The 22,623-nt window shown below is 76.3% G+C and carries 21 protein-coding genes; 11 read left to right on the top strand and 10 right to left on the bottom strand.

Going from position 1 to position 22,623, the window contains the following annotated elements:
* The first annotated feature begins 20 nt into the window (after positions 1-20).
* The 4 genes from ACIP60_RS19035 (at position 21) to ACIP60_RS19020 (ending at position 3,560) form a co-directional block, all read left to right on the top strand.
* On the top strand, positions 21-599 hold the full coding sequence (locus ACIP60_RS19035; RefSeq protein WP_400685776.1) for a TetR/AcrR family transcriptional regulator: 579 nt from the start codon (positions 21-23) through the stop codon (positions 597-599).
* 127 nt (positions 600-726) lie between these two features.
* On the top strand, positions 727-897 hold the full coding sequence (locus ACIP60_RS19030) for a hydrophobic protein (protein ID WP_100835002.1): 171 nt from the start codon (positions 727-729) through the stop codon (positions 895-897).
* A gap of 541 nt (positions 898-1,438) precedes the next feature.
* A complete protein-coding gene (gene map / locus ACIP60_RS19025) occupies positions 1,439-2,206 on the top strand; it encodes a type I methionyl aminopeptidase (RefSeq protein ID WP_400685772.1) in 768 nt (255 codons plus the stop codon).
* Positions 2,207-2,729: 523 nt separating this feature from the next.
* Positions 2,730-3,560: a transglycosylase family protein gene (locus tag ACIP60_RS19020; RefSeq protein WP_400685770.1), complete on the top strand. Its 831-nt coding sequence runs from the start codon at positions 2,730-2,732 to the stop codon at positions 3,558-3,560.
* 116 nt (positions 3,561-3,676) lie between these two features.
* On the opposite strand, the gene ACIP60_RS19015 is transcribed toward ACIP60_RS19020, so the two are convergent.
* From ACIP60_RS19015 to ACIP60_RS19005, 3 genes are all read right to left on the bottom strand, one after another.
* On the bottom strand, positions 3,677-4,033 hold the full coding sequence (locus ACIP60_RS19015; RefSeq protein WP_400685767.1) for an immunity 51 family protein: 357 nt from the start codon (positions 4,031-4,033) through the stop codon (positions 3,677-3,679).
* A gap of 57 nt (positions 4,034-4,090) precedes the next feature.
* Positions 4,091-4,444 (bottom strand): hypothetical protein, encoded by a 354-nt coding sequence (locus ACIP60_RS19010; protein ID WP_100834991.1) that lies wholly within the window; start codon positions 4,442-4,444, stop codon positions 4,091-4,093.
* Between the two features lie 96 nt (positions 4,445-4,540).
* Entirely contained in the window at positions 4,541-5,668 is a 1,128-nt protein-coding gene (locus ACIP60_RS19005) for a YhjD/YihY/BrkB family envelope integrity protein (RefSeq protein WP_400685764.1), read from the bottom strand.
* 122 nt (positions 5,669-5,790) lie between these two features.
* Between ACIP60_RS19005 and ACIP60_RS19000 the strand changes: the two genes are divergently transcribed.
* Positions 5,791-6,903, top strand: coding sequence for a mechanosensitive ion channel family protein (locus ACIP60_RS19000; RefSeq protein WP_400685762.1), 1,113 nt, complete (start codon positions 5,791-5,793; stop codon positions 6,901-6,903).
* A 46-nt stretch (positions 6,904-6,949) separates the two neighbouring features.
* Here the strand turns inward: ACIP60_RS19000 and ACIP60_RS18995 are convergent, their stop codons facing one another.
* Together ACIP60_RS18995 and ACIP60_RS18990 are read right to left on the bottom strand one after the other, a co-directional pair.
* Positions 6,950-7,486 (bottom strand): hypothetical protein, encoded by a 537-nt coding sequence (locus tag ACIP60_RS18995; protein ID WP_400685760.1) that lies wholly within the window; start codon positions 7,484-7,486, stop codon positions 6,950-6,952.
* A 73-nt stretch (positions 7,487-7,559) separates the two neighbouring features.
* A complete protein-coding gene (locus tag ACIP60_RS18990; protein ID WP_400685758.1) occupies positions 7,560-8,708 on the bottom strand; it encodes a polysaccharide deacetylase family protein in 1,149 nt (382 codons plus the stop codon).
* Between the two features lie 118 nt (positions 8,709-8,826).
* Between ACIP60_RS18990 and ACIP60_RS18985 the strand changes: the two genes are divergently transcribed.
* A complete protein-coding gene (locus ACIP60_RS18985) occupies positions 8,827-11,307 on the top strand; it encodes a SpoIIE family protein phosphatase (RefSeq protein ID WP_400685756.1) in 2,481 nt (826 codons plus the stop codon).
* A gap of 176 nt (positions 11,308-11,483) precedes the next feature.
* Here the strand turns inward: ACIP60_RS18985 and ACIP60_RS18980 are convergent, their stop codons facing one another.
* Together ACIP60_RS18980 and ACIP60_RS18975 are read right to left on the bottom strand one after the other, a co-directional pair.
* Positions 11,484-12,146 (bottom strand): response regulator, encoded by a 663-nt coding sequence (locus ACIP60_RS18980; RefSeq protein ID WP_400685753.1) that lies wholly within the window; start codon positions 12,144-12,146, stop codon positions 11,484-11,486.
* Positions 12,143-13,489 (bottom strand): sensor histidine kinase, encoded by a 1,347-nt coding sequence (locus ACIP60_RS18975; protein ID WP_400685750.1) that lies wholly within the window; start codon positions 13,487-13,489, stop codon positions 12,143-12,145. Before ACIP60_RS18975 ends, ACIP60_RS18980 begins: the two co-directional genes overlap by 4 nt.
* A 242-nt stretch (positions 13,490-13,731) precedes the next feature.
* Here ACIP60_RS18975 and ACIP60_RS18970 point away from each other — a divergent pair, with 242 nt between their 5' ends.
* From ACIP60_RS18970 to ACIP60_RS18960, 3 genes are all read left to right on the top strand, one after another.
* Positions 13,732-15,243, top strand: a complete 1,512-nt coding sequence (locus tag ACIP60_RS18970) for an alpha/beta hydrolase family protein (RefSeq protein ID WP_400685748.1) — start codon at positions 13,732-13,734, stop codon at positions 15,241-15,243.
* 153 nt (positions 15,244-15,396) lie between these two features.
* Positions 15,397-16,977: a sensor histidine kinase gene (locus ACIP60_RS18965; RefSeq protein ID WP_400686372.1), complete on the top strand. Its 1,581-nt coding sequence runs from the start codon at positions 15,397-15,399 to the stop codon at positions 16,975-16,977.
* Positions 16,978-17,016: 39 nt separating this feature from the next.
* Positions 17,017-17,664, top strand: a complete 648-nt coding sequence (locus ACIP60_RS18960; protein WP_100838309.1) for a response regulator transcription factor — start codon at positions 17,017-17,019, stop codon at positions 17,662-17,664.
* Between the two features lie 7 nt (positions 17,665-17,671).
* Here the strand turns inward: ACIP60_RS18960 and ACIP60_RS18955 are convergent, their stop codons facing one another.
* The 3 genes from ACIP60_RS18955 to ACIP60_RS18945 all read right to left on the bottom strand — a co-directional run bounded on the left by ACIP60_RS18955 (position 17,672) and on the right by ACIP60_RS18945 (position 20,667).
* The gene (locus ACIP60_RS18955) at positions 17,672-18,007 is read right to left on the bottom strand and encodes a hypothetical protein (RefSeq protein WP_400685745.1); all 336 of its coding nucleotides are present in this window, start codon (positions 18,005-18,007) and stop codon (positions 17,672-17,674) included.
* A gap of 165 nt (positions 18,008-18,172) precedes the next feature.
* The gene (locus ACIP60_RS18950) at positions 18,173-19,132 is read right to left on the bottom strand and encodes a hypothetical protein (protein ID WP_400685743.1); all 960 of its coding nucleotides are present in this window, start codon (positions 19,130-19,132) and stop codon (positions 18,173-18,175) included.
* An 872-nt stretch (positions 19,133-20,004) separates the two neighbouring features.
* Positions 20,005-20,667 (bottom strand): AAA family ATPase, encoded by a 663-nt coding sequence (locus tag ACIP60_RS18945; protein WP_400685741.1) that lies wholly within the window; start codon positions 20,665-20,667, stop codon positions 20,005-20,007.
* Positions 20,668-20,897: 230 nt separating this feature from the next.
* Between ACIP60_RS18945 and ACIP60_RS18940 the strand changes: the two genes are divergently transcribed.
* Positions 20,898-21,779, top strand: a complete 882-nt coding sequence (locus ACIP60_RS18940; RefSeq protein ID WP_100834979.1) for a RimK family alpha-L-glutamate ligase — start codon at positions 20,898-20,900, stop codon at positions 21,777-21,779.
* A gap of 131 nt (positions 21,780-21,910) precedes the next feature.
* Positions 21,911-22,570, top strand: a complete 660-nt coding sequence (locus ACIP60_RS18935; protein ID WP_400685739.1) for a RimK family alpha-L-glutamate ligase — start codon at positions 21,911-21,913, stop codon at positions 22,568-22,570.
* Positions 22,571-22,623: the final 53 nt, after the last annotated feature.

The following is a 22,623-nucleotide window of genomic DNA, read 5'->3' as shown; positions in this document are numbered from 1 at the left end:
CCGCCGAACCGGAGCCGCCGATGCCCGCCCCGCGCACCGAGGAGCAGACCCGCCAGGACGGCGAGGCCCTGCTCGACGCCGCCGAAGCCCTGTTCTACGAGAAGGGCATCCGCGCCGTCGGCATGGACGAGGTGCGGGCCGCCTCGGGCCTGCCGCTCAAGCGGATCTACCGCCTGCACCCCGCGAAGGACGACCTGGTGGTGGCCGTCCTGCGCCGCCGCGACCTGCGCTGGCGGGCCGGCCTGACCGCCGCCGTCGAGACCACCGCGGCCTCCACCCCCCGCGCCCGGCTGCTCGCCGCGTTCGACTGGCTGGGCCACTGGTTCGCCGAGCCCGGATACCGGGGCTGCGCCTGGATCAACGCCTTCGGCGAACTCGGCCCGACCTCCCCGGCCGTCCTCGCCGAGGTGCGCGCCCACAAGGCGGCCTTCCACGCCCAACTCGCCGACTGGGCCCGCGCAGCGGGCCTCACCGACCCGGCCCCCGTCCAACTCCTCGCCGAGGGCGCCATCGTGACCGCCGCGATCGACGGAGACCCCGCCCCGGCCACCCGGGCCCGCGCCGCCGTGGAGGCACTCCTCGACGCCACCGCCCGCTGAAACCCCGCCCCCGCCCCGGGCAGGCCGGCCCGCGACCGCGTGCCCCGGCGGCCCTCACGGATTCATGTGAATATTCGGCCAGCTCAGGGGCATACGGCGGTCCGACACCGACTGCGTGGAGGTCATCATGGTTCCCCTTCTTCTGGTTCTGCTGCTGGCGCTGATCCTGTTCGGCGCCGGGTTCGCGCTCAAGGCCCTGTGGTGGGTGGCCATCATCGTGCTGGTGGTGTGGGTGGTGGGCTTCGTCGCCCGCGGCACCAACGCCGGTGGCAGCCGCGGCCGCTGGTACCGCTGGTAGCCGACGGCCAGGACAGCACCCCGGAGCGACCGGACACCGAGCGGGGCCCGCGCATCAGCGCGGGCCCCGCTCCCGTGCGCCCACCCGCTCCACCACTACCGCCACCGGAGGCTGCGCCGACGGTCCTCCGCTCCGGCCGGCTGGACGGGACTCCCAAGTGTGGGAGGGCAGTTCGCGGCTCAGGCGTCCGCGCGGCGGGGCGGGACCATCCCCGCGGGCGCGGGGACGGTCCCTGCGCGATCACCGCCCTCGGTGGCGACCAGGACTGTTCCCTGCGCTCGTGTGGCGCTTCGGTCAAGGCAGTAGGTGCCCGACGTGTCCGGTGCCGGCCCGGCAGTCGGCGGGCCGGGGCGGGTCGGGGGCCTCCGCCGGCTCGTGGGCTGCGGTGCTCCGCCGAGGTGGCCTTCGTGGGGCGTTCTCGGGGGTGGGCGGTATTTGAATACCGGGGGCTGCTAGCGTGTCGCTGTCCGCTGCCGGTATTTGAATACCGGCGGTTCTTTCGACCGGGCGGCCGGGTGGTCGTCGTGCAGGGAGCGGTGCCGTGATCGAGCTGAAGACTCCGCAGGCGATCGAGAAGATGGCCGTCACCGGCCGGTTCGTCGCCGAGACGCTGGCCGAGCTGGCGGGGCTGGCCGAGGTGGGGCGGGACGTGATGGACCTGGAGTTGCGGGCCCGGAAGCTGGTGGACCGGCGGGGGGCCGAGTCCTGCTACTGGGACTACGCGCCGTCCTTCGGGCGCGGGCCGTTCCGCAACGTGATCTGCCTGTCGGTGAACGACGCGGTGCTGCACGGTCAGCCGCACCCCTACGTGCTGGGCGACGGCGACGTGCTGAGCCTGGACTTCGCGGTGTCGATCGACGGCTGGGTGGCCGACGCGGCGGTCACCGTCATCGTGGGCACCCCGGACGAGCGGGACGTCCGGCTGGCGGAGTCGACCCGTACCGCGCTGGACGCGGCGATCGCGGCCGCCGTGCCGGGCAACCGGATCGGGGACATCTCGGCGGCGATCGCGGCGGTCGGCCAGGGCGCGGGCTACCGGATCAACACCGACTTCGGCGGGCACGGCCTGGGCCGCACCATGCACGAGGACCCGCACGTGGCGAACGTCGGGCGGCCCGGGCGCGGGCTGGAGCTGCGGCCCGGGCTGACGCTGGCGCTGGAGCCGTGGTGGTGCACCGGTTCGGCGAAGCTGCGGGTGGACGCGGACGGCTGGACGCTGCGTTCGGCGGACGGCTCGCGCGGGGCGCACTCCGAGCACACCGTGGCGGTCACCGAGGGCGGGCCGCGGGTGCTCACCGCACTGTCCTGACGGGGGAGTTCGGAGCCGGGTCCGGCCACGGCGGGTGACGGCCGGGTGGACGGTGGGTGGCCGCTGTGGCCCGTCCCATAGGCGGATCGCTGGACAGTCGGCGCGCCGTCAGCGGGAGGCCACGGAGGGTGTGCGGTTCCCCGGCCGGAGGCGGTCCGAACCGGTGAGCCCGGTCACAGCCGCCGCCGGTCCCGCCCCGCCCGGGCCCGGAAAATGGCGGCCGGGCCGGGCCGCGGAGGGCGCTGTACTGGCGGTAACGGGGTCCTGACCTGCGTAAACCTTCGAATGCTTGGAGTTCGGCCCGGGCGCCCGTAACTTCGTAACCAGTGCAGGGCGCACTACCCGGGATCACCCGAAACCAACGCCCCGGTGCGGCAACCGAGCCGCCCGACGGGCAGGGTGACCGCGACGGAGAGCAGGTCGGACCTCGACCGCACCGTCCGATCCACAAGCGCGAGAGACCGCAGGGCCCGTCGGGCCCCTGGTTCCGCCTTGCCTGCCCGGGGCATCCGAAAGGAATCGCATGATCTTCCGTAACGAGACTGCCGCCACCGAGACCGCCACCACCGCCGAGCGGGGCAACCGGAAGCGCAACCGCGTCCGGGCCGCCATCGTCGCGGGCAGTGCGGTGGCCGTCCTCCCGGTGGCCGGCCTCGTGACGGCGACCTCGGCCTCGGCCGCGGACGTGTCCACCTGGGACAAGGTCGCCCAGTGCGAGTCGACCGGCAACTGGTCGATCAACACCGGCAACGGCTTCTACGGTGGCCTGCAGTTCACCTCCTCCACCTGGGCCGCCTTCGGTGGCACCGCCTACGCCCCGCAGGCCGACCAGGCCACCAAGGCGCAGCAGATCGCGGTCGCCGAGAAGGTCCTGGCCTCGCAGGGCCCGGGTGCCTGGCCCGTCTGCTCCGTGCAGGCCGGTCTGACCCAGGGCGGCGCCGCCGCGCAGGTCGACACCTCGTCCGGCAGCAGCACCGGCAGCACCAGCAAGTCGAGCACCACCAGCACCGGCACCGGCAGCAGCAAGTCGAGCGCCACCAGCGACTCCGCGAGCAGCACCACCGGCACCAAGTCCGCGAAGTCGGCCACCACCGACTCCGACTCGGCCTCCACCAACACCACCGCTGACAGCGGCAAGTCCTCCTACCAGGGCCACCAGTCCTGGAAGAAGGGCGGCCACACCGGCGGCGGCAACACCACCGGTGGCAGCACCTACACCGTCAAGTCCGGTGACACCCTGGGCGCCATCGCGGCCGCCAACGGCACCACCGTGGACGCGCTGTTCAGCGCCAACGCCCAGACCATCGGCTCCTCCGCCGATGTCATCTACCCGGGCCAGGTCCTGACCGTCTGATCGGACCCCCGATCGGACTCCGGTAGGACCGGACCCCGCGCACGACGCCGACGGCCGCCCCTCATGTCGGGAGGGGCGGCCGTCGGCGTTCCCGCGTGCGGGACGGCCAGGGGCCGTCAGTCGAACCAGTCGGGCTCGGCGGCGTCGATCAACTCGCGCAGGCCCGGCCGGTCGTGGAAGGCCCCCGAGAGCAGCGCGCCGAGCTCGCGCAGCGCCGCCGCGTCCTCCCCGTAGGCGACGAACATGCCGGCCTCCGGGTCGTACCGGAACCGGCCCTCCAGCTGCGGCGCCCGCGAGCGGACGGCGGAGCGGGCCACCGCCTCCCAGCCGTAGCCGCCGTTCTGCTGCCCCGCCGCCTCGAACACCTCGTCCACCTCGACCATCCGGTCGTCGGTCAGCAGCAGGCCGTACGAGCCGGGCTTGTGGTCGTACTCGATGAACACCAGCGGGGCGAAGGTCTCACGATCAGTCATGGCCCGGACGCTACCGGTGGCCACCGACAGCCGGGGACGGCCGGGGGAGCGGGGCCGTCAGTAGGGGAGGACCTCCTCGACCGCGCTGGTGCCCGAGCCGGGGCGGGACTCCCACCGCCAGGTCTCGTCCAGCCGCAGCCGGCCGTCGGCGAGCCGGGTCAGGACGCTGGTGCAGTGGCCGGAGTTGGTCTCCCCGGCCCGGTTGAGCTGCACGTACCGGAAGTCGACGGTGTCCCCGGTGCGGGTGCCGACCAGGTGCCCGTGCACCACCTCGCCGCCCTGGTAGTCGGCCCACACCAGGCCCTCGTCCTCGTGGTACGCGAACCGGGTGCCGGGGTCGACCTCGCCCTGCTCGGGACGGGACACCGGGGCGAACTCCAGCCCGTCGAGCGAGGGCAGCGCGGACAGCATGGCGGGGCTCCTTGGGCCGGGCAGCGGGTGTGACGCCCAGTCGACCACGCCGGGGCCCGCGTCCACCGGGGCATCCGCATCATGGACAGCCGGTGCTCAGGCGGCGGTCGAACCGCCCCGACGACCCTGCGTCGGGGCGTTCTTGGCGGACTCGTCCTTCGCCGGAGCGTCCTTCGCCGGTGCCTCCTCCGTGGGGGCGTCCTTCGAGAGGGAGTCCTTCGCGGGCGCGCCCTCCCGGGGCCCGTCCTCGCGGGGTCCGTCCTCCCGGGGTTCGTCCGTGAAGTCGACGTCGACGCGCTGCTCGGGGCGGCGCTCCTCCTGGCGGGCGATGTCCCCCAGCACCTGCTCGTCCGGGCCGGTCATCGGCGGCTGGAGCAGGGAGCGGGGCCACAGGCGGCGGGCCAGGACGGTGTTGGTCTCGGCGGCGTACACGGTGACCTGGGCGGCCAGGTACAGCCAGGAGAGCAGGCCGATCACGGTGGCGAAGAAGCCGTAGACGGCGGTGGCGTGCCGCAGTTGGTGGGTCACCAGGGCGGCGCCGAACGCCTGGAGCAGGGTGAAGAGCGGGCCGGCGAGGAAGCTGCCCGGCCACAGCGAGCGGACCGGGACCTCCTTCGGGGTGAGGATCCACAGGCAGGCCAGGAACAGCAGGGTGTTGAGGACCGCCGCGAGCAGCAGCCCGCCGATCCGGGCGGCCGGTCCGCCCAGCGCGGCGCCGACCAGGGCCGCCGCGGCCGTGCTCAGCAGCAGGCCGGTGCCGAGCGTGGCGAACAGCGCCAGGCTGCGCCAGAGCCGGGACCAGTAGCCGGGGCGCTGGAAGTTGGGGACGTTCCACACCTCGGCCATCGCGTGCTGCAGCACCTGCGCGATGCCGAGCGCGCCGTAGAGCAGGCCCGCCGCACCGATCACCAGCGCCAGCCCGCTGCCCTGCACCGAGTGCACGTTCTCCCGCAGTTGGTCGCCGATGATCGGGAAGTCGGCGAGCGCCGAGTCGACCACGGCCTGCTGCGCGTCCGGGTGCCCGTGCAGGACGAAGCCGAGCACGGTGGAGAGCAGGAGCAGCAGCGGGATCAGTGAGACGAAGCCGTAGTAGGTGATCAGCGCGGCCAGCAGCCCGCCCCGGTCGTCGCCGTACTTCTTGACCACCCCGACCACGACGGCCAGTGGTCGGCGGCGCTGCTGGGTGCGGTCGACGGCGCGCAGGGCGCGTTCGAACGGGTTCACGGCTCGGACTCCTCACAGTGACGGACGGCACTCGTGCGTATGCCCCGCCCGGGGGTGTGAACGCACGGGGGACGGAAAGGCGGGCGGAGGACCCGGAGCCGAGTGGTGAGGAGGCAGGGCAGGTGTGGTGGTGGAGCGCGGTGCGGCTGGTGGTGGTCGGTGCGGCGGTGGCCCTGGTGCTGTACGGGGTCGACCGGGTCGTGGAGGTGACGACGCGTCGGCTCTCGGTGCGGGCGGGGAACGTGCCCCGGGTGCTGCGCGGCTGCCGCCGCCCGATCCTCGCCGTGACCGGCTGCGGGCTGCTGCTGGCCGCGATGCCGTGGGTGCGGGCGCCCGGCGGGATCGGGCACCTGCTGGTGCTCGCCACCATCGGCTCGTGCGCCTGGCTGGCCGCGCGGGCCGCCGCGCTGGTGCTGGACGGGGCGGTGCGGCTCGCGGTGCGGCGCCGGGACGCCGCCTGGGCCGGGCGGGCCCGCACCCAGGTGGGGCTGCTCAGCCGGATCCTCCAGGCGGCGATCGCGCTGCTGGCGCTGGCCGGGATGCTGATGACCTTCCCGGCGGTCCGGGTGGTCGGCACCAGTCTGCTGGCCTCGGCCGGGCTGGTCGGCGTGGTCGCGGGCATCGCCGCGCAGAGCGCGCTGTCCAACCTGTTCGCGGGCATCCAGATGGCCTTCGGCGACCTGGCCCGGATCGGCGACGTGGTGGTGGTCGGCGGCGAGTGGGGCACCGTCGAGGAGATCACCCTGACCGCGGTGGTGATCGCCACCTGGGACCAGCGGCGGATCGTGATGCCGATGTCGTACTTCGCCGGCCGCCCGTTCGAGAACTGGTCGCGCCGCTCCGACCGGATCACCGGCACCGCGCTGCTGCACCTCGACCACAGCACCCCCGTCGACCTGCTGCGCGCCGAGTTCGAGACCTACCTGGCCAAGAACCCGCACTGGGACGGCGAGGGCAGCGCCCTCCAGGTCGTCGACACCACCCCCACCACCCTGGTGGTGCGCGCCCTGGCCACCGCCGCCAACGCGGGCGACGCCTTCGAGCTCCGCTGCGAACTGCGCGAACACCTGATCGGCTTCCTCCGCGAACACCACCCGCACGCCCTCCCCCGGGTCGCGGTCGCCCCCGCACCCGGCGACCGGACGGACCCGACCACCGCGACGGACACGGCGCACGTGGCGGACACGGCACACGTGGCGGACGCGGAAACGGCGGAGGCGAGGACGCGGGCCTGACGGCGGGACGGGGGCCTCACCGGGGCGCGGTCAGGACGCGGCGCGGTCAGGACGCGGGGCGGTCAGGACGCGGGGTGCGGTCGATCCACAGCCGGGTACCGGTGTGGTCCGCGCCGGGGACGAGCAGGTAGACGAGCCGGCCGCCGCGCTCGCGCTCCCGTGCCGCCGTCCACCGGGAGACCACGAGCAGCCCGGCGGCCCCGCCCACCGCCAACAGGCAGGAGGGGAACCGCTGCGCCGCGCCGATCGTGCCGAAGACCAGCACGAACGGGAGCAGCAGGGACGTCGCCCGGAGCGAGATCAGCTTCGACTCCTGCTCCTCCGGCAGCGGTTCGAACCGGGCGGGGAGGTCGTCCGGCTCCTTCGCCAGGCGCCTGGCGGAGAAGGCGATCCCGTACCCCGCGGTGCCCAGCAGGCCGACGGCGAACATCGCGGGGTACAGCACCGCGAGAGTCGTCGGTGCGTACCGGCTCGGGCGCCACAGGAGGGCCGGCATGGAGCCCATCACCGACAGCAGGAGCAGCTGCGCCCCCGTGACGCGCAGGAAAGCGACGACGCGCACCAGGCGCAGTTCGGTCCTCATGGCGGCCCCCCGGTCCGGAACAGGTCCGATGACGAATGGTCGGCATCGTAGCGGTCCGTGCGGGGCCGGGGTCTCAGAGGTAGTCCTCCAGGCGGGCGATGGCGAAGCCCTGGGCGGTGGCGGCGTCGACGACCCGGCGCAGCATGTCGGGCATGGTGCCCTTCCAGTCGGTGGAGGGGGCGCGGAAGTGGGTGAGGACGATGTCGCCGGGGTGGAACTTCTGGTCGGCGTAGCGCCACTCCAGGTGGTCGGGGAAGGCTTCCTCGTTCCACAGCGGGAAGGCGGTGACGCCGCAGGAGGCGGCGGTGCGCAGGGCGGCCTCGGTGTACTCGCCGTAGGGGGGCCGGAACAGGCGGGGGCGGGTGCCGGACACCTGCTGGAGGTAGTCCTGCTGGTCGCAGATCTCGCGCCGGAGGGCGTCGGCGTCCAGGCGGCGCAGGTCGGGGTGGGTGAGGGTGTGGTTGTTGAGCGTGACGCCGTGGGCCTGGAGGGCGCGGAAGTAGCCGTAGTCGGAGCGGGCCAGGTAGTCGGAGAGGAACGCGGACATCGGGACGCCCAGCTCGGCGGCCATCGCGGCGAACTGCGGGTCCTTCTCGGCGCCGTCGTCGACGGTCAGGAACACCACCTTGTCGGTGGTCGGGACGCGGTAGACCACCGGCGGCAGGCCCGGGGCGCGCTTGACGCCCGGCCCGTCGGCCAGCTCGGGCTTGACGGCGGGCGGGGCGGGGGCGCGCAGCGGGAGCGCGGCGAGGCCCCAGCGGCGGGCGGCGGCGAGGGCCTGCTGCATGCCCGCCTGCTGCTCGGCGGCGGACACCCGGGCGTTCAGCTCCTGCCCGGCGGCGGCCTGCGGGCGGGCGGCGGGCATCGCGGCGAGCGCGGCCTGGGCGGCGAGAACGGCCTGCGCTGCCTGGGCGGCTTGCGCTGCCTGGGCCTGCGCCGCTTGGCCCGCCTGGGCCTGGGCCTGGGCCTGGGCCGCCGGGACGGCCTGTACGGCGGCTGCGCCGGTGGCGGGCGGGGCGGCCGGGGCGGAGGTGCGGGCGGGGTCCTGGGCGTGCAGGGCGGAGCAGCCGACGGTGAGGGTGGCGAGCGCGGTGAGGGCGGCCAGGCCCCGGCGGTGGCGGCGTCCCGGCCCGGAGCGGCGGGCGCGGGTGCGGGTGCCGTGGGCACCGGGGGTGCCGGGGGTGCCGGGAGCGCTGGAGGGCACGGTGGAGGGGATCGCCATACCGGCAGATGATCCCCTTGCCGTACCTGTCGTACCGACACGCCGTGGAGCGTCACCCGGACGGAGCGACACCGTCCCCCGTTTGACTCGACCCCGACGGCGGCGTACAGAGTGAGACATGCGCCCGGGTGTCCCGGCGGACCCGTCCGGCCCGCCCCCACGGACCGACCCCGAACCGGCGACGCGCACCGGCCCCCCGCCCGGCGCCGCCCGCCCGCGCTGGGGCGCGGCCGCGGAGGCGCTGCTCGCCGACGGCCTGCTGCGCGCCGTCCGGGCCACCGCCGCGTACGGGGGCGTGCTCTACCTGCACTCCGCCGACCGCCGCTCGCTGGCCGTCGCCGCCGTCGTCGGCATCCCGCTCAGCCTGATCGAACCGTTCCGGCGGATCGCCGTCGCCGCGCCCCTGCCGGTCGCCGACTCCTACCGGGCCGGCCGCACCGTCGTGCTCGCCGACGCCGACGACACCATGCGCCGCTACCCCCGCCTCGCCGTCGGGCTCCCGTACGCGTACGCCTCCGCCACCACGCCCGTCACCGTCGGCGACCGGACCTTCGGCGTGATCGCCGTCTTCTGGCCCGCCGGCGGCGCCCGCCCGCCCGCCGCCACCCGCCGCCAGCTGCGCACCGCCGGGAACCGCCTGGCCACCGGCCTGCTGCCGTACGGCGACCGGGTCCGCGGGGAGCGCCCGCCCGTCGTGGTGCCGCTGCCGGCGCCCGGCGGCGACGGCATCCGGCTCGGCTTCCTCGACTGGGACCTGGCGGAGGGCCGGCTCACCGCCGACGAACGGCTGCGCGAGATCCTCGGCACCGGCCCGTACGACGGCCGCGCCGCCGCCCTGCTGGACCGGATCGTCCCCGAGGACGTCGCCCCGCTGCGCGAAGCCGCCCGGCGGGCCGCCCGGCAGGGCCAGCCGTTCACCCACCGGGTCCGGCTGCGCGACCCCGGCGGCGGCACCCGGCAGCTCGACCTGTCCGGGCACCCCGTCACCGGCTCCGCCCGGCTGGTCGTCGCCGTGGTCGACGCGAGCGCCGCCGCGGCCACCGCCGCCGCCGTGGAACGCCTGCGCGACGGCGTCTTCGCCCTCGACCCGGACGGCCGGATCGGCTACGTCAACCACAGCGCCGAACTGCTGCTGCACGCCCCCCGCGCCGAACTGCTCGGCCGGCGCCCCTGGGACGCGCTGTCCTGGCTCGCCGACCCCGCCTACGAGGACCGCTACCGCTCCGCGATGCTCGCCCAGCAGCCCACCGCGTTCCTCGCCCGCCGCCCGCCCGGCCACTGGCTGGCCTTCTCGCTCTACCCCGACGCGCACGGCCTCACCGGCCGGATCGTGCCCGCCGCCCCCACCGAGGACACCCCGCTCCCCGAGGCCCCGCCCGCCGTCCCGGCCTCCCTCGGCGGCGTCTACCACCTGCTGCAACTCGCCTCCGCGCTCACCGAGGCGGTCACCGTCCGCGAGGTCGCCGACGCCGTCGCCGAGCAGATCCTGCCCGGCTTCGGCGGCCAGGAACTCGCCCTCTACCTGGCCCGCGGCGGACGGATGCACCTGGTCGCCGAGACCGGCTACCCCGCCGGCTTCCTCGACCCGTTCGAGGGCACCCCGATCCGGGCCCGGCTGCCCGGCACCGAGGTGTTCACCACCGGCGCGCCGATCTTCTTCGAGTCCGGGAACGAACTCTCCGCCGCCTACCCCGGCATCCCGCGCGACGAGATGGCCGCCTGGGCCTTCCTCCCGCTGATCGCCTCCGGCCACCCCGTCGGCAGCCTCATCCTCGGCTTCGACCGCCCCCGGGTGTTCACCTCCGAGGACCGCTCCGTCCTCACCGCCCTCGGCGGCCTGATCGCCCAGGCCCTCGAACGCGCCCGCCTCTACGACGCCGAGTCCGCCGTCGCCCGCGGCCTCCAACAGGCCCTGCTGCCGCACCGGCTGCCCGCCGTCCCCGGCCTCGACATCACCGCCCGCTACCTGCCCGGCACCCGCGGCATGGAGATCGGCGGCGACTGGTACGACGTCCTGCCCACCCCCGACGGCGGCGTCGTCCTGATCATCGGCGACGTCGAGGGGCACAGCGTCAAGGCCGCCGCGCTCATGGGCCAACTCCGCAGCGCGGTGAGGGCGTTCGCCAGCGGGGACGACCCCGTCGAGACGGTCGCCCGCCGCACCAACCACCTGCTCGTCGACCTCGACGCCGGACTGCTCGCCTCCTGCTGCCTGCTGCGCCTGGACCCCGCCACCCGCACCCTGCACGCCGTCCGGGCCGGTCACCCCCCGCCGCTGCTGCGCGCACCCGACGGCCGCACCACCGTCCTCGACCTGGACGGCGGACCGCTGCTGGGCATCGACGACGGCCTCGACTTCCCCGCCACCGAGATCCGGCTGCCGCCGGGGGCCACCCTCGTCCTCTACACCGACGGCCTGGTCGAATCCGCCGCCGCCCCCCTCGCCGAGGGCATCGACCGCCTCCGCACCACCCTCGCCCACGCCCCCACCTCCGCCCTCGAACCACTCGCCGACCTCCTCCTCGGCCAGGCCCGCCACGACGGCCACCGGGCGGACGACATCGCGGTGCTGATCGCGCGGCTGGCGGGGGCGCCCTGACCGGGGCGTCCTGGAGGGCGGGGGTGGCCGGGGGAAGGGAGGGGCGGAGAGGGGGAGTGGAGGGACGGGCCGGGGCGGACGACATCGCGGTGCTGATCGCGCGGCTGGCGGGGGCGCCCTGACCGGGGCGTCCTGGCGGGCCGGACGTCCTCCTGGCGGGCGGTGGCCGGGGTTGGTCAGGTCGGGCGGACGAGGTGGCAGTCGTAGGCGAAGACCACGGCCTGGACGCGGTCGCGGAGGTCGAGTTTGTGCAGGACGCGGCCCAGGTGGGACTTCACGGTGGCTTCCGCGAGGTGCAGGGCGGCGGCGATCTCGGCGTTGGACAGGCCGCGGCCCACCTGGACGAGCACCTCGCGTTCGCGGGCGCTGAGGCGGGCGAGCCGTTCGTCGCGGTCGGTGCCCGCGCCGTCGGGGAGGTACGGGCGGAAGTCCTCCAGCAGGCGGCGGGTGATCCGGGGGGAGAGGACGGCGTCGCCCGCAGCGACGTTGCGGATCGCGGTGAGCAGTTCCTCGGGCCTGGTGTTCTTGAGCAGGAAGCCCGAGGCGCCGGCGCCGAGCCCGGCGAAGGCGTACGCGTCCAGGTCGAAGGTGGTGAGGATCAGCACCTTGCTGCGCGGACGGAGCCGGGTGATCTGCCGGGTCGCCTCGATCCCGTCGGTGCCGGGCATCCGGACGTCCATCAGGACGACGTCGGGGCGCAGTTCCCGGGCGAGGCGCACGGCCTCGGCGCCGTCCGCCGCCTCGCCGACCGGGGTCAGGTCGGGCTGGGCGTCCAGGATGGTGCCGAAGGCCAGCCGGAGCAGGGCTTCGTCGTCGGCGATCAGGACCCGGATCGTCATGCGGACGCCGCCGGGACGCCGTCGAGCCGGAGGCGGGCGCGGACCGCCCAGCCGCCGCCCGGGAGCGGTCCGGCCCGCAGCGTCCCGCCGTGGGCGGCCACGCGTTCGCGCATGCCCGCGATGCCGTGGCCGGGGGTCTCGTGGCCGGGGGCGCCGTGTCCCGAGGACGGGGGCGGGCCCGGGTTGTCGTCGGTGACGTCCACGGTGACGGCGGTGGCCGTGCAGCGGATCCGGACCTCGGCGCGGGTGCCGGCGGGGGCGTGCTTGAAGGTGTTGGTCAAGGCTTCCTGCACCAGGCGGTGGACGGTCAGTTGGACGGTGGCGGGCAGCCGGGCGGGCTCGCCCCGGACGTCGACGCGGGTCGGCAGCCCGGCGGCGCGCATCCGGTCGGCCAGGTCCGCCAGCTCGGCGATGCCGGGCAGCGGGTGGCGCTGCGCGTCCGGTTCGTCGGTGCGCAGCAGGCCGAGCGAGCGCCGCATGTCGGCCAGGGCCTGCCGACCGGTCTCGGCGGCCCGGAGCATCGCGGCGGTGGCCTTGTCGGGCGAGTGGTGCCGGGCGTGGACGGCGGCGTCGGTGAGCGCGACCATGACGGACAGGTTGTGGGTGACGATGTCGTGCACCTCCCGGGCGATCCGGGTCCGCTCCTCGGCGACGGCCAGCCGGGCCTGCTGGTCCTGCTGCTGCTCCAGGCGCGCGGCCCGTTCCGCCAGGACCGCGAGGTAGGCGCGGCCGGTCCGCGCGTTGGTGCCCAGGGTGGCGGTGGCGACCACCGTCGCGGTCAGGGCGAGGAAGGGGGCCTGGAACGCCCCTCCGGTCGTCCAGCGCAGGCAGGCCAGCAGGGCCCCGCCGGTCAGGACGGCGCAGGCGAGCAGCGTGTCGCGCCGCGCCGCCGTGTCGAGCCGTACCGCCGTGTCGGGCCCCGCCGTATCGGGTCGCGCCGTGTCGGGTCGCGCCCGGTCGGGCCGTCCGGCGTGCGCGGCCACCGCGTACAGGGCCACCAACAGGGCGGCGTCCGCCGGCAGTTGGATGCCGACCAGCCACTGGACGCCGGCCGCGGCGGCCACCGCGGCGAACACCGCGCGCGGGGCCCGGCGCCGCCACCGCAGCGGCAGCACGAGCGCGGTGGTGAGGGCGGCGGCCACCGGGAGTTCGCGCGGCGCGTGGGTGGCGGCGACGTGGAGCAGCAGCAGGGAAAGGAGCAGTGCCGTCGGCAGCGACTCCCTTACGGGGGAGGGGAGTTGGAGCTGCTCGATCCGGCGGCGCAGGGCCGTCCCCGCCCGCCGTGCGGTCTCCCGGCGGGGTCCGGGGTGGGCCCTGCCGGGCCCTGCGGCGGCCTCGGTCATCACACGCGTTCCCGTCCTCTGGTGCTCTGGTGCTCTGGTGCCTGGGTGCGCCGCGTCGCGTCGCGCGGTGCTGCCACGGTAGGCCGCGGGGGCGGCGGCGCACATGCACCCGGCGTCGGAGGGCGGCGGGCCGGGGTACGACCGCAGGAGGAGTCCCGGTACCTCCCGGGGTCGCAGAACGGCCGCCCGCCAGGGGTGTTCGGCTGCGACCGCGGGGGCAGTGCGGAGGCGACCCGGGGGCGATGTGGCGGGGGGCGGCCCGCGCCGAGGATGGCGGCGTGACCGAGACCATCACGGGGCTTTCGCTGTCCCTCCCGGAGTTCCTGGCCGTCCTGAGCGCCGTCGCGCTGGTGGCGGCCCGCTGGCTTCCCCCGGCCGCCCGCCCCCGGGCCGCCGTCGCGGCGGGGGCGGTGTTCGCGCTGTCCGCCGCCGTGCTGGGCGGGCTGGGCGTCCGCTGGCAACTGCTGCCGGTGCTGGCGGGCGGCGCCGTCGCGCTGCCGTTCGCGCTGTCGTCCGTCCTGGCCCCGCCGCTGCGGCGGCTGCGCCGTCGCCCCGCCCGGTCGGCCCGGAGGGCCCCGTGGTGGCTGGCGCTGCCGGGGTCGGCGGCCTGCCTCGGGCTGATCGCGGCGGGGCCGGTGGCCGCCTGGGCGTTCCCGGTGCCGGTGTTCCCCGAACCGTCGGGCCCCTTCGCGGTCGGCACCCGGGTGGTGCAGTGGACCGACCAGGACCGCCCGGAGACCTTCACCGCCGACCCGGACGACCGGCGCACGGTCGTCGTCCAGCTCTGGTACCCCGCGCAGCCCAGCCCCGCGGGCACACCGCGGGCCCCGTACCTCGGGCGCACGCCGCAGGAGGCGCGCACCGTGGCCGACGCGCTCGCCGACGGCGTCGGGCTGCCCGGCTTCCTGTTCGACGGCGCCGCGCACGCCCGGACCCGGGCCGTCGCCGACGCCCCGGTGGCCGGCGGGGACGAGCGGTTCCCGGTGGTGCTGTTCTCCCCCGGCTCGGGCGGGGCGCGCACCCAGAACACCGCCTGGGCCGAGGAACTGGCCGGCCACGGCTACCTGGTGGCCGCCGTCGACCACCCGTATGACTCCGCGGCGGTGGTCCTCGACGACGGCCGGACGGTCCGCGCCGCGACCGCCTCCAGCGGCGACCGGGACACCGACGAGCGGCTCGCGGCCGACTGGACGGCCGTCCGGGCCGCCGACCTCGGCTTCGTCCTCACCCGGCTGGAGGACCTGGACCGGGCCGGCGGCACCGACCCGCTGGCCGGCCGCCTGGACACCGGCCGGGTCGCCGCGACCGGCCACTCCATGGGCGGCGCCGCCGCCCTCCAGGCGGCCCGGCGGGACCCCCGGATCGACGCCGTCATCGACCTGGACGGCTTCCCGCACGGCCCCGCGACCCCCGCCCTGCACCAGCCGGTACTGGCCCTCACCCAGGACCTCACCCCGAGCACCGACCCGCGCTACCTGCCCCGCCTCACCGAGGCCCTCGCCGCCGACACCGCGACGAGCTACCGCCTCACCGTCCCCGACACCGCCCACCTCAGCTTCACCGACGCCCCCCTCTACCTGCCGCCGGTCCCCTCGATCGTCGGCACCCTGGGCCGCACCGCCGCCCCCCACCTCGTCGCCGCGACCACCCTCGCCTTCCTGGACGCCACCCTCCGACACGCCCCCGGCGACCTCCCCGCCACCCTCTCGCCCTACGGCCACCTCACCGTCCACCCCCCGAGCACGGACGGCTGACCGGCCCCGGCCCCCGCGCCCCCGGCCCCGCGCCCCCGGCCCCCGCGCCCCGGCCGCCCGCAGAGGGCCCGGAGCGACGATGGTCGGGGCGGGCGGGCGACTTTCGGGGGCATCGGGGGCCGGGGCGGGGTGGCTAGGGTCGGGCGGGTGAGGATGCGGACGTGGATCGGGCGGGCGTTCCCCGGGCCCTGGGGATGGGCGGCGGCGGGCCGGGAGGTGCTCGGCGGGCTGCTGGTGTGCGGGCTCGCGGCGCTGTTGCAGGCGGGCGACAGCGGCGGGTGGCCGTCCGGGCTGGTGGTGGGGGCGTGCGCGGTGCTGTTCGCGCTGCGGCGCGGGCTGCCCGGAACGGTGCTGGTGGCGTCGGCGGCCGGGGTCGGCGGGCCGACCGGGTTCCTGCCGCTGCTGGTCGCCGCCGGGTACTCGGCCGGCCGCCGGATCGGCCGCCCGTGGCGGGCCCCGGCGGTGCTGGCGCTGGGCTTCCTGGGCACCGTCGGCGTCGGCGTCCTGCAGAACCGGCGCGACCACTTCCCGCTGCCCGTCCTGCTCGGCCTGTGCGTCGCCGGGTACCTGCTGATCGGCGTGCTGCCCGCCGTCATCGGCCGCTACCGGGCCCAGCGCGTCGCCCTGCTCGCCAGCCTGCGCGAGCACAACGCGCAACTGCTGCGCGAACGCGTGATGATCGCCCGGCAGGCCCGGCTGCGCGAACGCCACCGGATCGCCCAGGACATGCACGACAGCCTCGGCCACCAGCTCGCCCTGATCGCCGTGCACACCGGCGCCCTGGAGGTCGACCGCACCCTCGGCGAGCAGCAGCGCGAGGCCGTCGCCGTGCTGCGGCAGGCCGCGACCGGCGCGATGCGCGAACTGCGCGAGGTGGTCGGCCTGCTGCGCGAGGACACCGCGACCGCCCCCGGCGGCGTCGACGCCGTCGACCGCCTGGTCGAGACCTCCGGCGCGGCCGGCGCCCGGATCGAGCTGCGCCACCTGGGCCCGCCCCGCCCGCTGCCCGCGCCCACCGGCCACGCCGCGTACCGGATCGCCCAGGAGGGCCTGACCAACGCGCACAAGCACGCCCCGGGCGCGGCGATCGAGCTGACCGTCCGCTACGAGCCGGACGCCCTGGTGGTGGAGGTGGTCAACGGCCCCGGCGGGGACGGCGCCGCGGCGGTCTCCGGCGGGCAGGGCCTGACCGGGCTGCGCGAACGGGCCCGGCTGCTGGGCGGGATGGTGCACAGCGGGCCGCTGCCGGACGGCGGCTTCCGGCTGGCCGGGATGCTGCCCTACACCGCGGAGGGGGCCCGCGCCGCCGAACCCGAGGACGAGGAACTCGCCCTGCTGGCCGTCGAGTCGGCCGAACCGGAGAAGCGCCGCCGGAGCCCCGCGGTGGGCTGCGCGCTCGGCGCGCTCGCGGTGCTCGGGGTGGTGGCCGCGGTCGCCGTGCTCGGCGCGGTCATGTTCGTCAGCTCGATGCGGGACGCCACCGTCCCGGCCCGGCTGTACGACAGCATCGAGGTCGGCCAGAGCGAGCAGTCCGTCAACGAACGGCTGCCGGTCGGCAGCGAGTTCCTCACCCACGACTTCCGGAAGATCGGCCCGCCGGTGCCGGCGGGCGCGCACTGCCGCTGGTTCGCCGGGGACCGGGAGAGCGGACTGGACGGCGACCAGGACGTGGTCCGGTTCTGCTTCGAGGACGGCCTGCTGGTGGAGAAGCAGCACTTCCATGGCAAGGTGTGAGCCGAGAACGGGCGCAGGCGCAGGAGGGGAGGACGGGTCGTGATCCGTGTCCTGGTGGCCGACGACGAGCCGCTGATCCGGGCCGGCATCCGGATGATCCTCACCTCCGCCCCGGACGTCGAGGTGGTCGGCGAGGCCCCCGACGGGGCGCAGGCGCTGCGGCTGGCCCGCGAACTCGCCGCGGACGTCCTGCTGCTGGACATCCGGATGCCGGTCCTGGACGGGCTGAGCGCGCTCGCCGAACTGCCCCGCGCCGCGCCCGGCACCCGGGCCATCGTGCTCACCACCTTCGGCGAACGGGAGAACGTCCTGCGGGCGATCACCTCCGGCGGCGCCGGCTTCCTGCTCAAGGACACCGCGCCGGGCGAGCTGATCCAGGCGGTCCGGGCCGCCGCCACCGGCCACGCCTTCCTCTCCCCGGCCGCCACCCGGCACATCGTGGACAGCCTCGCCGACGGCCCGGCGGCCGCGCGCGGCGAACAGGCCAGACGCCGACTGGCCGTGCTCACCGCCCGCGAACGCGCCGTGGTCGAGCTGCTCGGCGAGGGGCTGTCGAACGCCGACACCGGCGCCCGCCTGCACATGAGCGAGGCGACGGTGAAGACCTACGTCAGCCGCATCCTGGCCAAACTCGACTGCGAGAACCGGGTGCAGGCCGCCCTGCTGGCCCGCGACGCGGAACTCTGACGCACCGTCAGGCCCACTCCTCCGGCAGCGGGAGGCCGAGCTGCTCGGCCCGCTCGACGTACGCCTTCCGGATCCGCCGCAGCGCCTCGGGCCGGTACGGGTCGTCCGGCGCGATGGCCGACGCGACGGCCAACGCCTCGGCCAGCAGCTCCCGTTGCAGGTCCGGCCGGAGCAACACAGGGTGGTGGACGGTCAGTTCGATCGCCGCCAGCGCCAGCCTCGGCAGGTGCACCGCCGGGTTGTCCCCGGCCAGCAGGCGGTGCGCCCGGTACGCCTGCCACGGGGTGGGCGGCTCGCTGCCCGCCAGCAGCACCCGCGCCCGCAACGCCAGTTCCTGATCCACGTGTGAGGACACACGGCTCCCATCGATCTCGTCCAAAGGGGGGAATGCGGACGAGTCTGCGGCCCGCGGGGCGGGTCGGACAAGGGAGGACGGACGTGCGCTCGGTCCTACCGGAAACGGCCGTGAACAGGCAGAATGTGGATCGATACGCTGCCGGGCGGGGGCTCAGGCGGTGGCGGCGGTGACGGCTCCGGTGACGGCGGGGTCCGATTCCGCGCCCGGGTCGGCGTCCGTTGCGGTGGCCGGTTCGGCGGCTGGTTGGGTGGTTGAGGCGGCGAGGCGTTCGCCGATCAGGTCGAGTTCCGCGGACACCTGGGCGCGCAGCGCGGGCAGCAGGGCGAGGGCCGCGCGGGCGGCGTCCGGGTCGGGGTGCGGGTCGCGGTGGGCGGCGGCGACGGCGGTGCGCAGCGGCAGGACGGCCAGCGCGGTCTCCCACGCGGTGCGGTGCACGCCGGTGGCGTAGCGGGAGGTCAGGTACTCCAGCGGGGCGAGGGCGAGCGCGTCCCGGTCGGCGGGCCCGGCGAGCCGGTGCTCGGGCAGCAGCCAGGCCACCCCGTCCCGGGCCACCAGGTCGAACGCCCGGGACAGGTCCGGGGCCGCCGGGCCGCGCGCCGACTCGATGGTCGCCGCCGCCAACAGCCGCTCCAGCATGGCCGCTTCGCGCGGGTCGGTCGGCCGGTCGGGGTGCTCCTGCCCGGCCAGCAACTGCTCCAGGTGGTAGCGCTGGCCCCAACTGCCCACCGAGCGGTGCATCGCCCCGGCCCGGGTCTCCCGGATCGCGGCCAGCGCCAGCGCCCGGGTGGTCAGGTCCCGGCGTACCGCGAAGGCACCGGCCGCCCCGTCCGGGAACAGCCGCTCCAACGCGCACCGGACGGCGTCCACCGTCGGCCCGTCGTACCAGCGCAGCGTCCAGCGCTGCCCGACCGGTTCGTACTGCGGCTCGACCGGGACGCGGAACTGCACGGACAGCCGATCGGCGACCCGCCGGGCCAGCGGGCCGTGCGACGGGGACCGGGGGGCCTGCGGAGGCCGCGGGGCCTGCGGCTGCGAAGCCGCCGGCGCACTGTGCGCGGACCCGGGCGCGGGCGCGGCGGCGCGCTCCGGGGTGCGTTCGGGGGTGACCATGGCCGGAGACTAGCCACGGCCGACCCCAGGTCACGGTGCCGACGGGCGACGCGCGGAGCGGCTCAGCCGTTCGCCGCAACCCGCGACGCGAGAGGCGCGGCCGGTCGGCGGTCCGTCAGACGGCGCGGGCCGACCGGCCGCCGGCCTCAGCCGGTGGGGGCGGGGCAGCGATTCGGCCGGGGCGGGGCCGACCGTGGGTGCCCGGCGGGCCGCCGGGTGGCGCGGGCGGGTGAACGACTCGGCAGGTGCAAGCCGTCGGGTGGCGGAACCGGGCCTGCTGGTGGTCGGGCCGGGGGTGGTCGGCGGTCTGTCAGGTCGCTCAGATCGCTCAGGCCGGTGGCCTCAGCCTGTCGGCGGGCCGTGCCGGGCCGTGGCCGTTCGGCGGTCCGTTCGGCGGCGCGGGCAGGTCTGCTGGTGGTCTCAGCCGGTGGTCGGGCCGGTGGTGGCGGGGAACGGTTGGTGGTCTGTCAGGTCGCGCGTGCGGGTTGGCCGGTGGCTTCTGCCCGTCGGCAGGCGGGACCCGGCCGGGCCGTGGGTGCTCGGCGGGCCGCCGGGTGGTGCGGGTGCGTGAACGATTCGACCGGTGCAAGCCGTCAGGTGGCGGAACCGGGCCTGCCGGTGGTCGGGGCGGTGGTGGCGGGGAACGGTCGGTGGTCTGTCAGGTCGCGCGTGCGGGTTGGCCGGTGGTCTCAGCCCGTCGGCAGGCCGGGCCGGGCCGTGGGTGCTCGGCGGGCCGTCAGGTGGCGGAGCTGGGTCGATTGGTGGCCTCAGCCAGGGGTTGGGCGTGGCTCGCCGGGGTGGTTGGTGGTCTGTCCGGCGGCGAGGGATGGTCGGCCGGTGGCCTCGACCTGTTGGCGGGCCGTCAGGTGCCTTCAGCCGTTGGCCGGGACGGCCATGGGCGCGGCCGGGGCGGTGCGGGGTGCCGGGAGGGGGTGTTGCGGGGCCGGGGCCGGGGTGAACTCGATGGTGGTGAGGTGGGCGGCGGACGCGCGGGGCAGCAGGACGGCGGAGGCCACGCCGGGGGGCAGCGGGCCGTCGGCGGTGACCAGGGTGCGCAGTGCGGCGGCGGCGCGGCGGTGGCGGGCGAAGGCGTAGCGGGAGACCCGGCGGCCGCGGCGGCGCTGTCCGTCGGCGGCCTGCGCGGGGCTGGCGTCGAGCAGCAGCAGGTGCAGGCGGCGGCCCTGCCGGGCGGCGGTGCGGGCCAGGGCGCGGCGCACCCAGGGCAGGGTGCCGCAGTCGTGGACGACCAGCGGGCCGCCGGCCCGTATCGCCGCGCGCAGCCGCAGGTAGTGGGCGAGCCGGACCAGCGGCCGGTAGAGCGCGTACGGGACGCCGGGCAGGGCGCGGGCGAACCGGGCCCGGGTGTGCTGGGAGTCGATCACCCGGGCGCGGGCGCAGCGCCGCATCAGGGTGCTCTTGCCGCTGCCGGGCAGCCCGGAGACCACCAGGACGTCGTCCGCCGGGTAGGCCAGTCGGGCCGGGGCGGGACGGCCGGTCAGGTCGTGCCGGGCGTGCGGGCGCAGCTGCGGGGACACACGGTCCTCCTCAAAGGGTCTGCCAAGGGGGCGTCATGTGAACGTCATGCCCAGGGAAGTCGGTTCCAGCCCTCGTCGGGGCGGCTGTGACGCGGCTGTATCCGTTCCCGGACACCCTGGGTGAAATGCGGCGGATGATCCATGGCAGGGTGGGCGGACGCGATTCGCCCCGGGGGAGTCCGACGGGGGCGGAGGGGAACAGTGGGAACAGTGGGAATGGGGTGGGGCGCATGAGGTTCTGCTTCCTGGTCGAGGAGCACTACCGCAACGACGGGATGCCGCTGGCCGTGGTCGAGCACCTGCGGGCCACCGGCCACCGGGTGGACGTGCTGCGTCCGGGCGCCGACCTGCTCGACCTCGCCGAGCTGGTGCGCGCGGGCGAGCACGACGCGTGGGTGCTCAAGACCGTCTCCGGCGGCCCGGGTCTGGGGCTGCTGGAGTCCGCCGCCGCGGCCGGTCTGACCACCGTCAACGACGCCCGGGCGATCCGTCCGGTCCGCGACAAGGCGCAGGCCGCTGTGGTCGCCGCGCTGCACGGCCTGCCGATGCCGCGGACCTGGGCCGCCGCCGACCCGGCCGCGTTCGCCGCGATCGACGCCCGCCGCTACCCGCTGGTCGTCAAGCCCGCCGACGGGTCCTCGGGGCGCGCCGTCCACCTGGTCGAACGGCCCGAGCAGCTGGCCGAGTTGGCCGCGCCCGCGGACGGCGGACTGCTGATCGCCCAGCCGTACGTCCGCAACGACGGCTGCGACCTGAAGGTGTACTGCGCGGGCGGCGAGCTGTTCGCCACCCGGCGCACCTCGCCGCTGCACCCGAACCGCCCCGCCGTGGAGCGGCCCGTCCCGCTGCCGCGCGAGGTCGCCGCGCTCGCCGCGCAGGTCGGCGAGGTGTTCGGCCTCGACCTGTACGGGCTGGACGTGCTGATCGGCCCGGACGGCCCGGTGGTCGTCGACATCAACGACTTCCCGAGCTTCCGCCAAGTCCCGGACGCCGTCGAGCGGGTGGCCGACGCCGTGGTCCGGCTGGCCCGCACCGGCTCCTCCTGGCCCACCCCCGGCGCGGGCCCGCTGCTCACCGACGCCGGGGTCCCCGAGGCCCGGGCCGCCCGGTGACGCCGCCCCGGCCGCCCCGACCGTCCCGGCCGGCCCCGACGCCCCGACCGCTGCGGATCGCCCTGATCGCCCGCGAACCAGACCACCCGCTGCTCGCCGGGGCCCTTCAACTGCTCCGGCGAGAAGGGCGCGTGGCGGTCGGTCAGGACGAACCGGCGGACGTGGTGCTGCTCAAGGCGCGCGATCCGCACGCGCTGCGGCGGGCCGAGCGGTACGAGCGGGCGGGCACGCCCGTGCTCAACTCGGCTGCCGTCACCGCCCGTTGCCAGGACCGCGCCTGGATGGAGCGCACCGCCCGGGCCGCCGGACTGCCGTTCGCCGCCACCCTCGGCGGCGGCGTCCTCGCCGAACTCGCCTGGCCCGGACCGGTGGTGGTGAAGAGCCGGCACAGCCGCAAGGAGGACCTGGTGGCCCGGGCCGACACCCCTGCGCAGTGGCGCGCGCTCGCCGAGCGGTGGCCGGGGGAGCCGGTGCTGCTCCAGCGGCCGGTGTCCGGCGACGGCTGGGACCGCAAGCTGTGGGTGGTCGGCGGGCAGGTCTTCGCCGAGCTGCGCCGCTCCGAGCTGGAGCCCGGCGGGCCGGAGCGCCGCCCCTGGACGCCCGACCCGGGCGAGCGCGCCGTCGCCCTGGCCGCCGGGGAGGCGTTCGGGCTCCAGGTGTACGGCGTCGACCTGCTGCCGGGCCCGGACGGCCCGGTCGCCGTCGACGTCAACGCCTTCCCCGGCGTCCGCCACCAGGCCGGCGCCCCCGAGGCGCTCGCCGCGCTCGTGCTGCGCACCGCCGGACGCTGAGCCGCCCGCCCCGCCGGACGCTGAGCCGCCCCCACCGCCGAGACCGCCGCCCG

Source organism: Kitasatospora sp. NPDC088783, from assembly GCF_044750705.1.
Lineage (GTDB): Bacteria > Actinomycetota > Actinomycetes > Streptomycetales > Streptomycetaceae > Kitasatospora > Kitasatospora fiedleri.
This window is presented reverse-complemented; position numbering and strand designations above follow the sequence as displayed.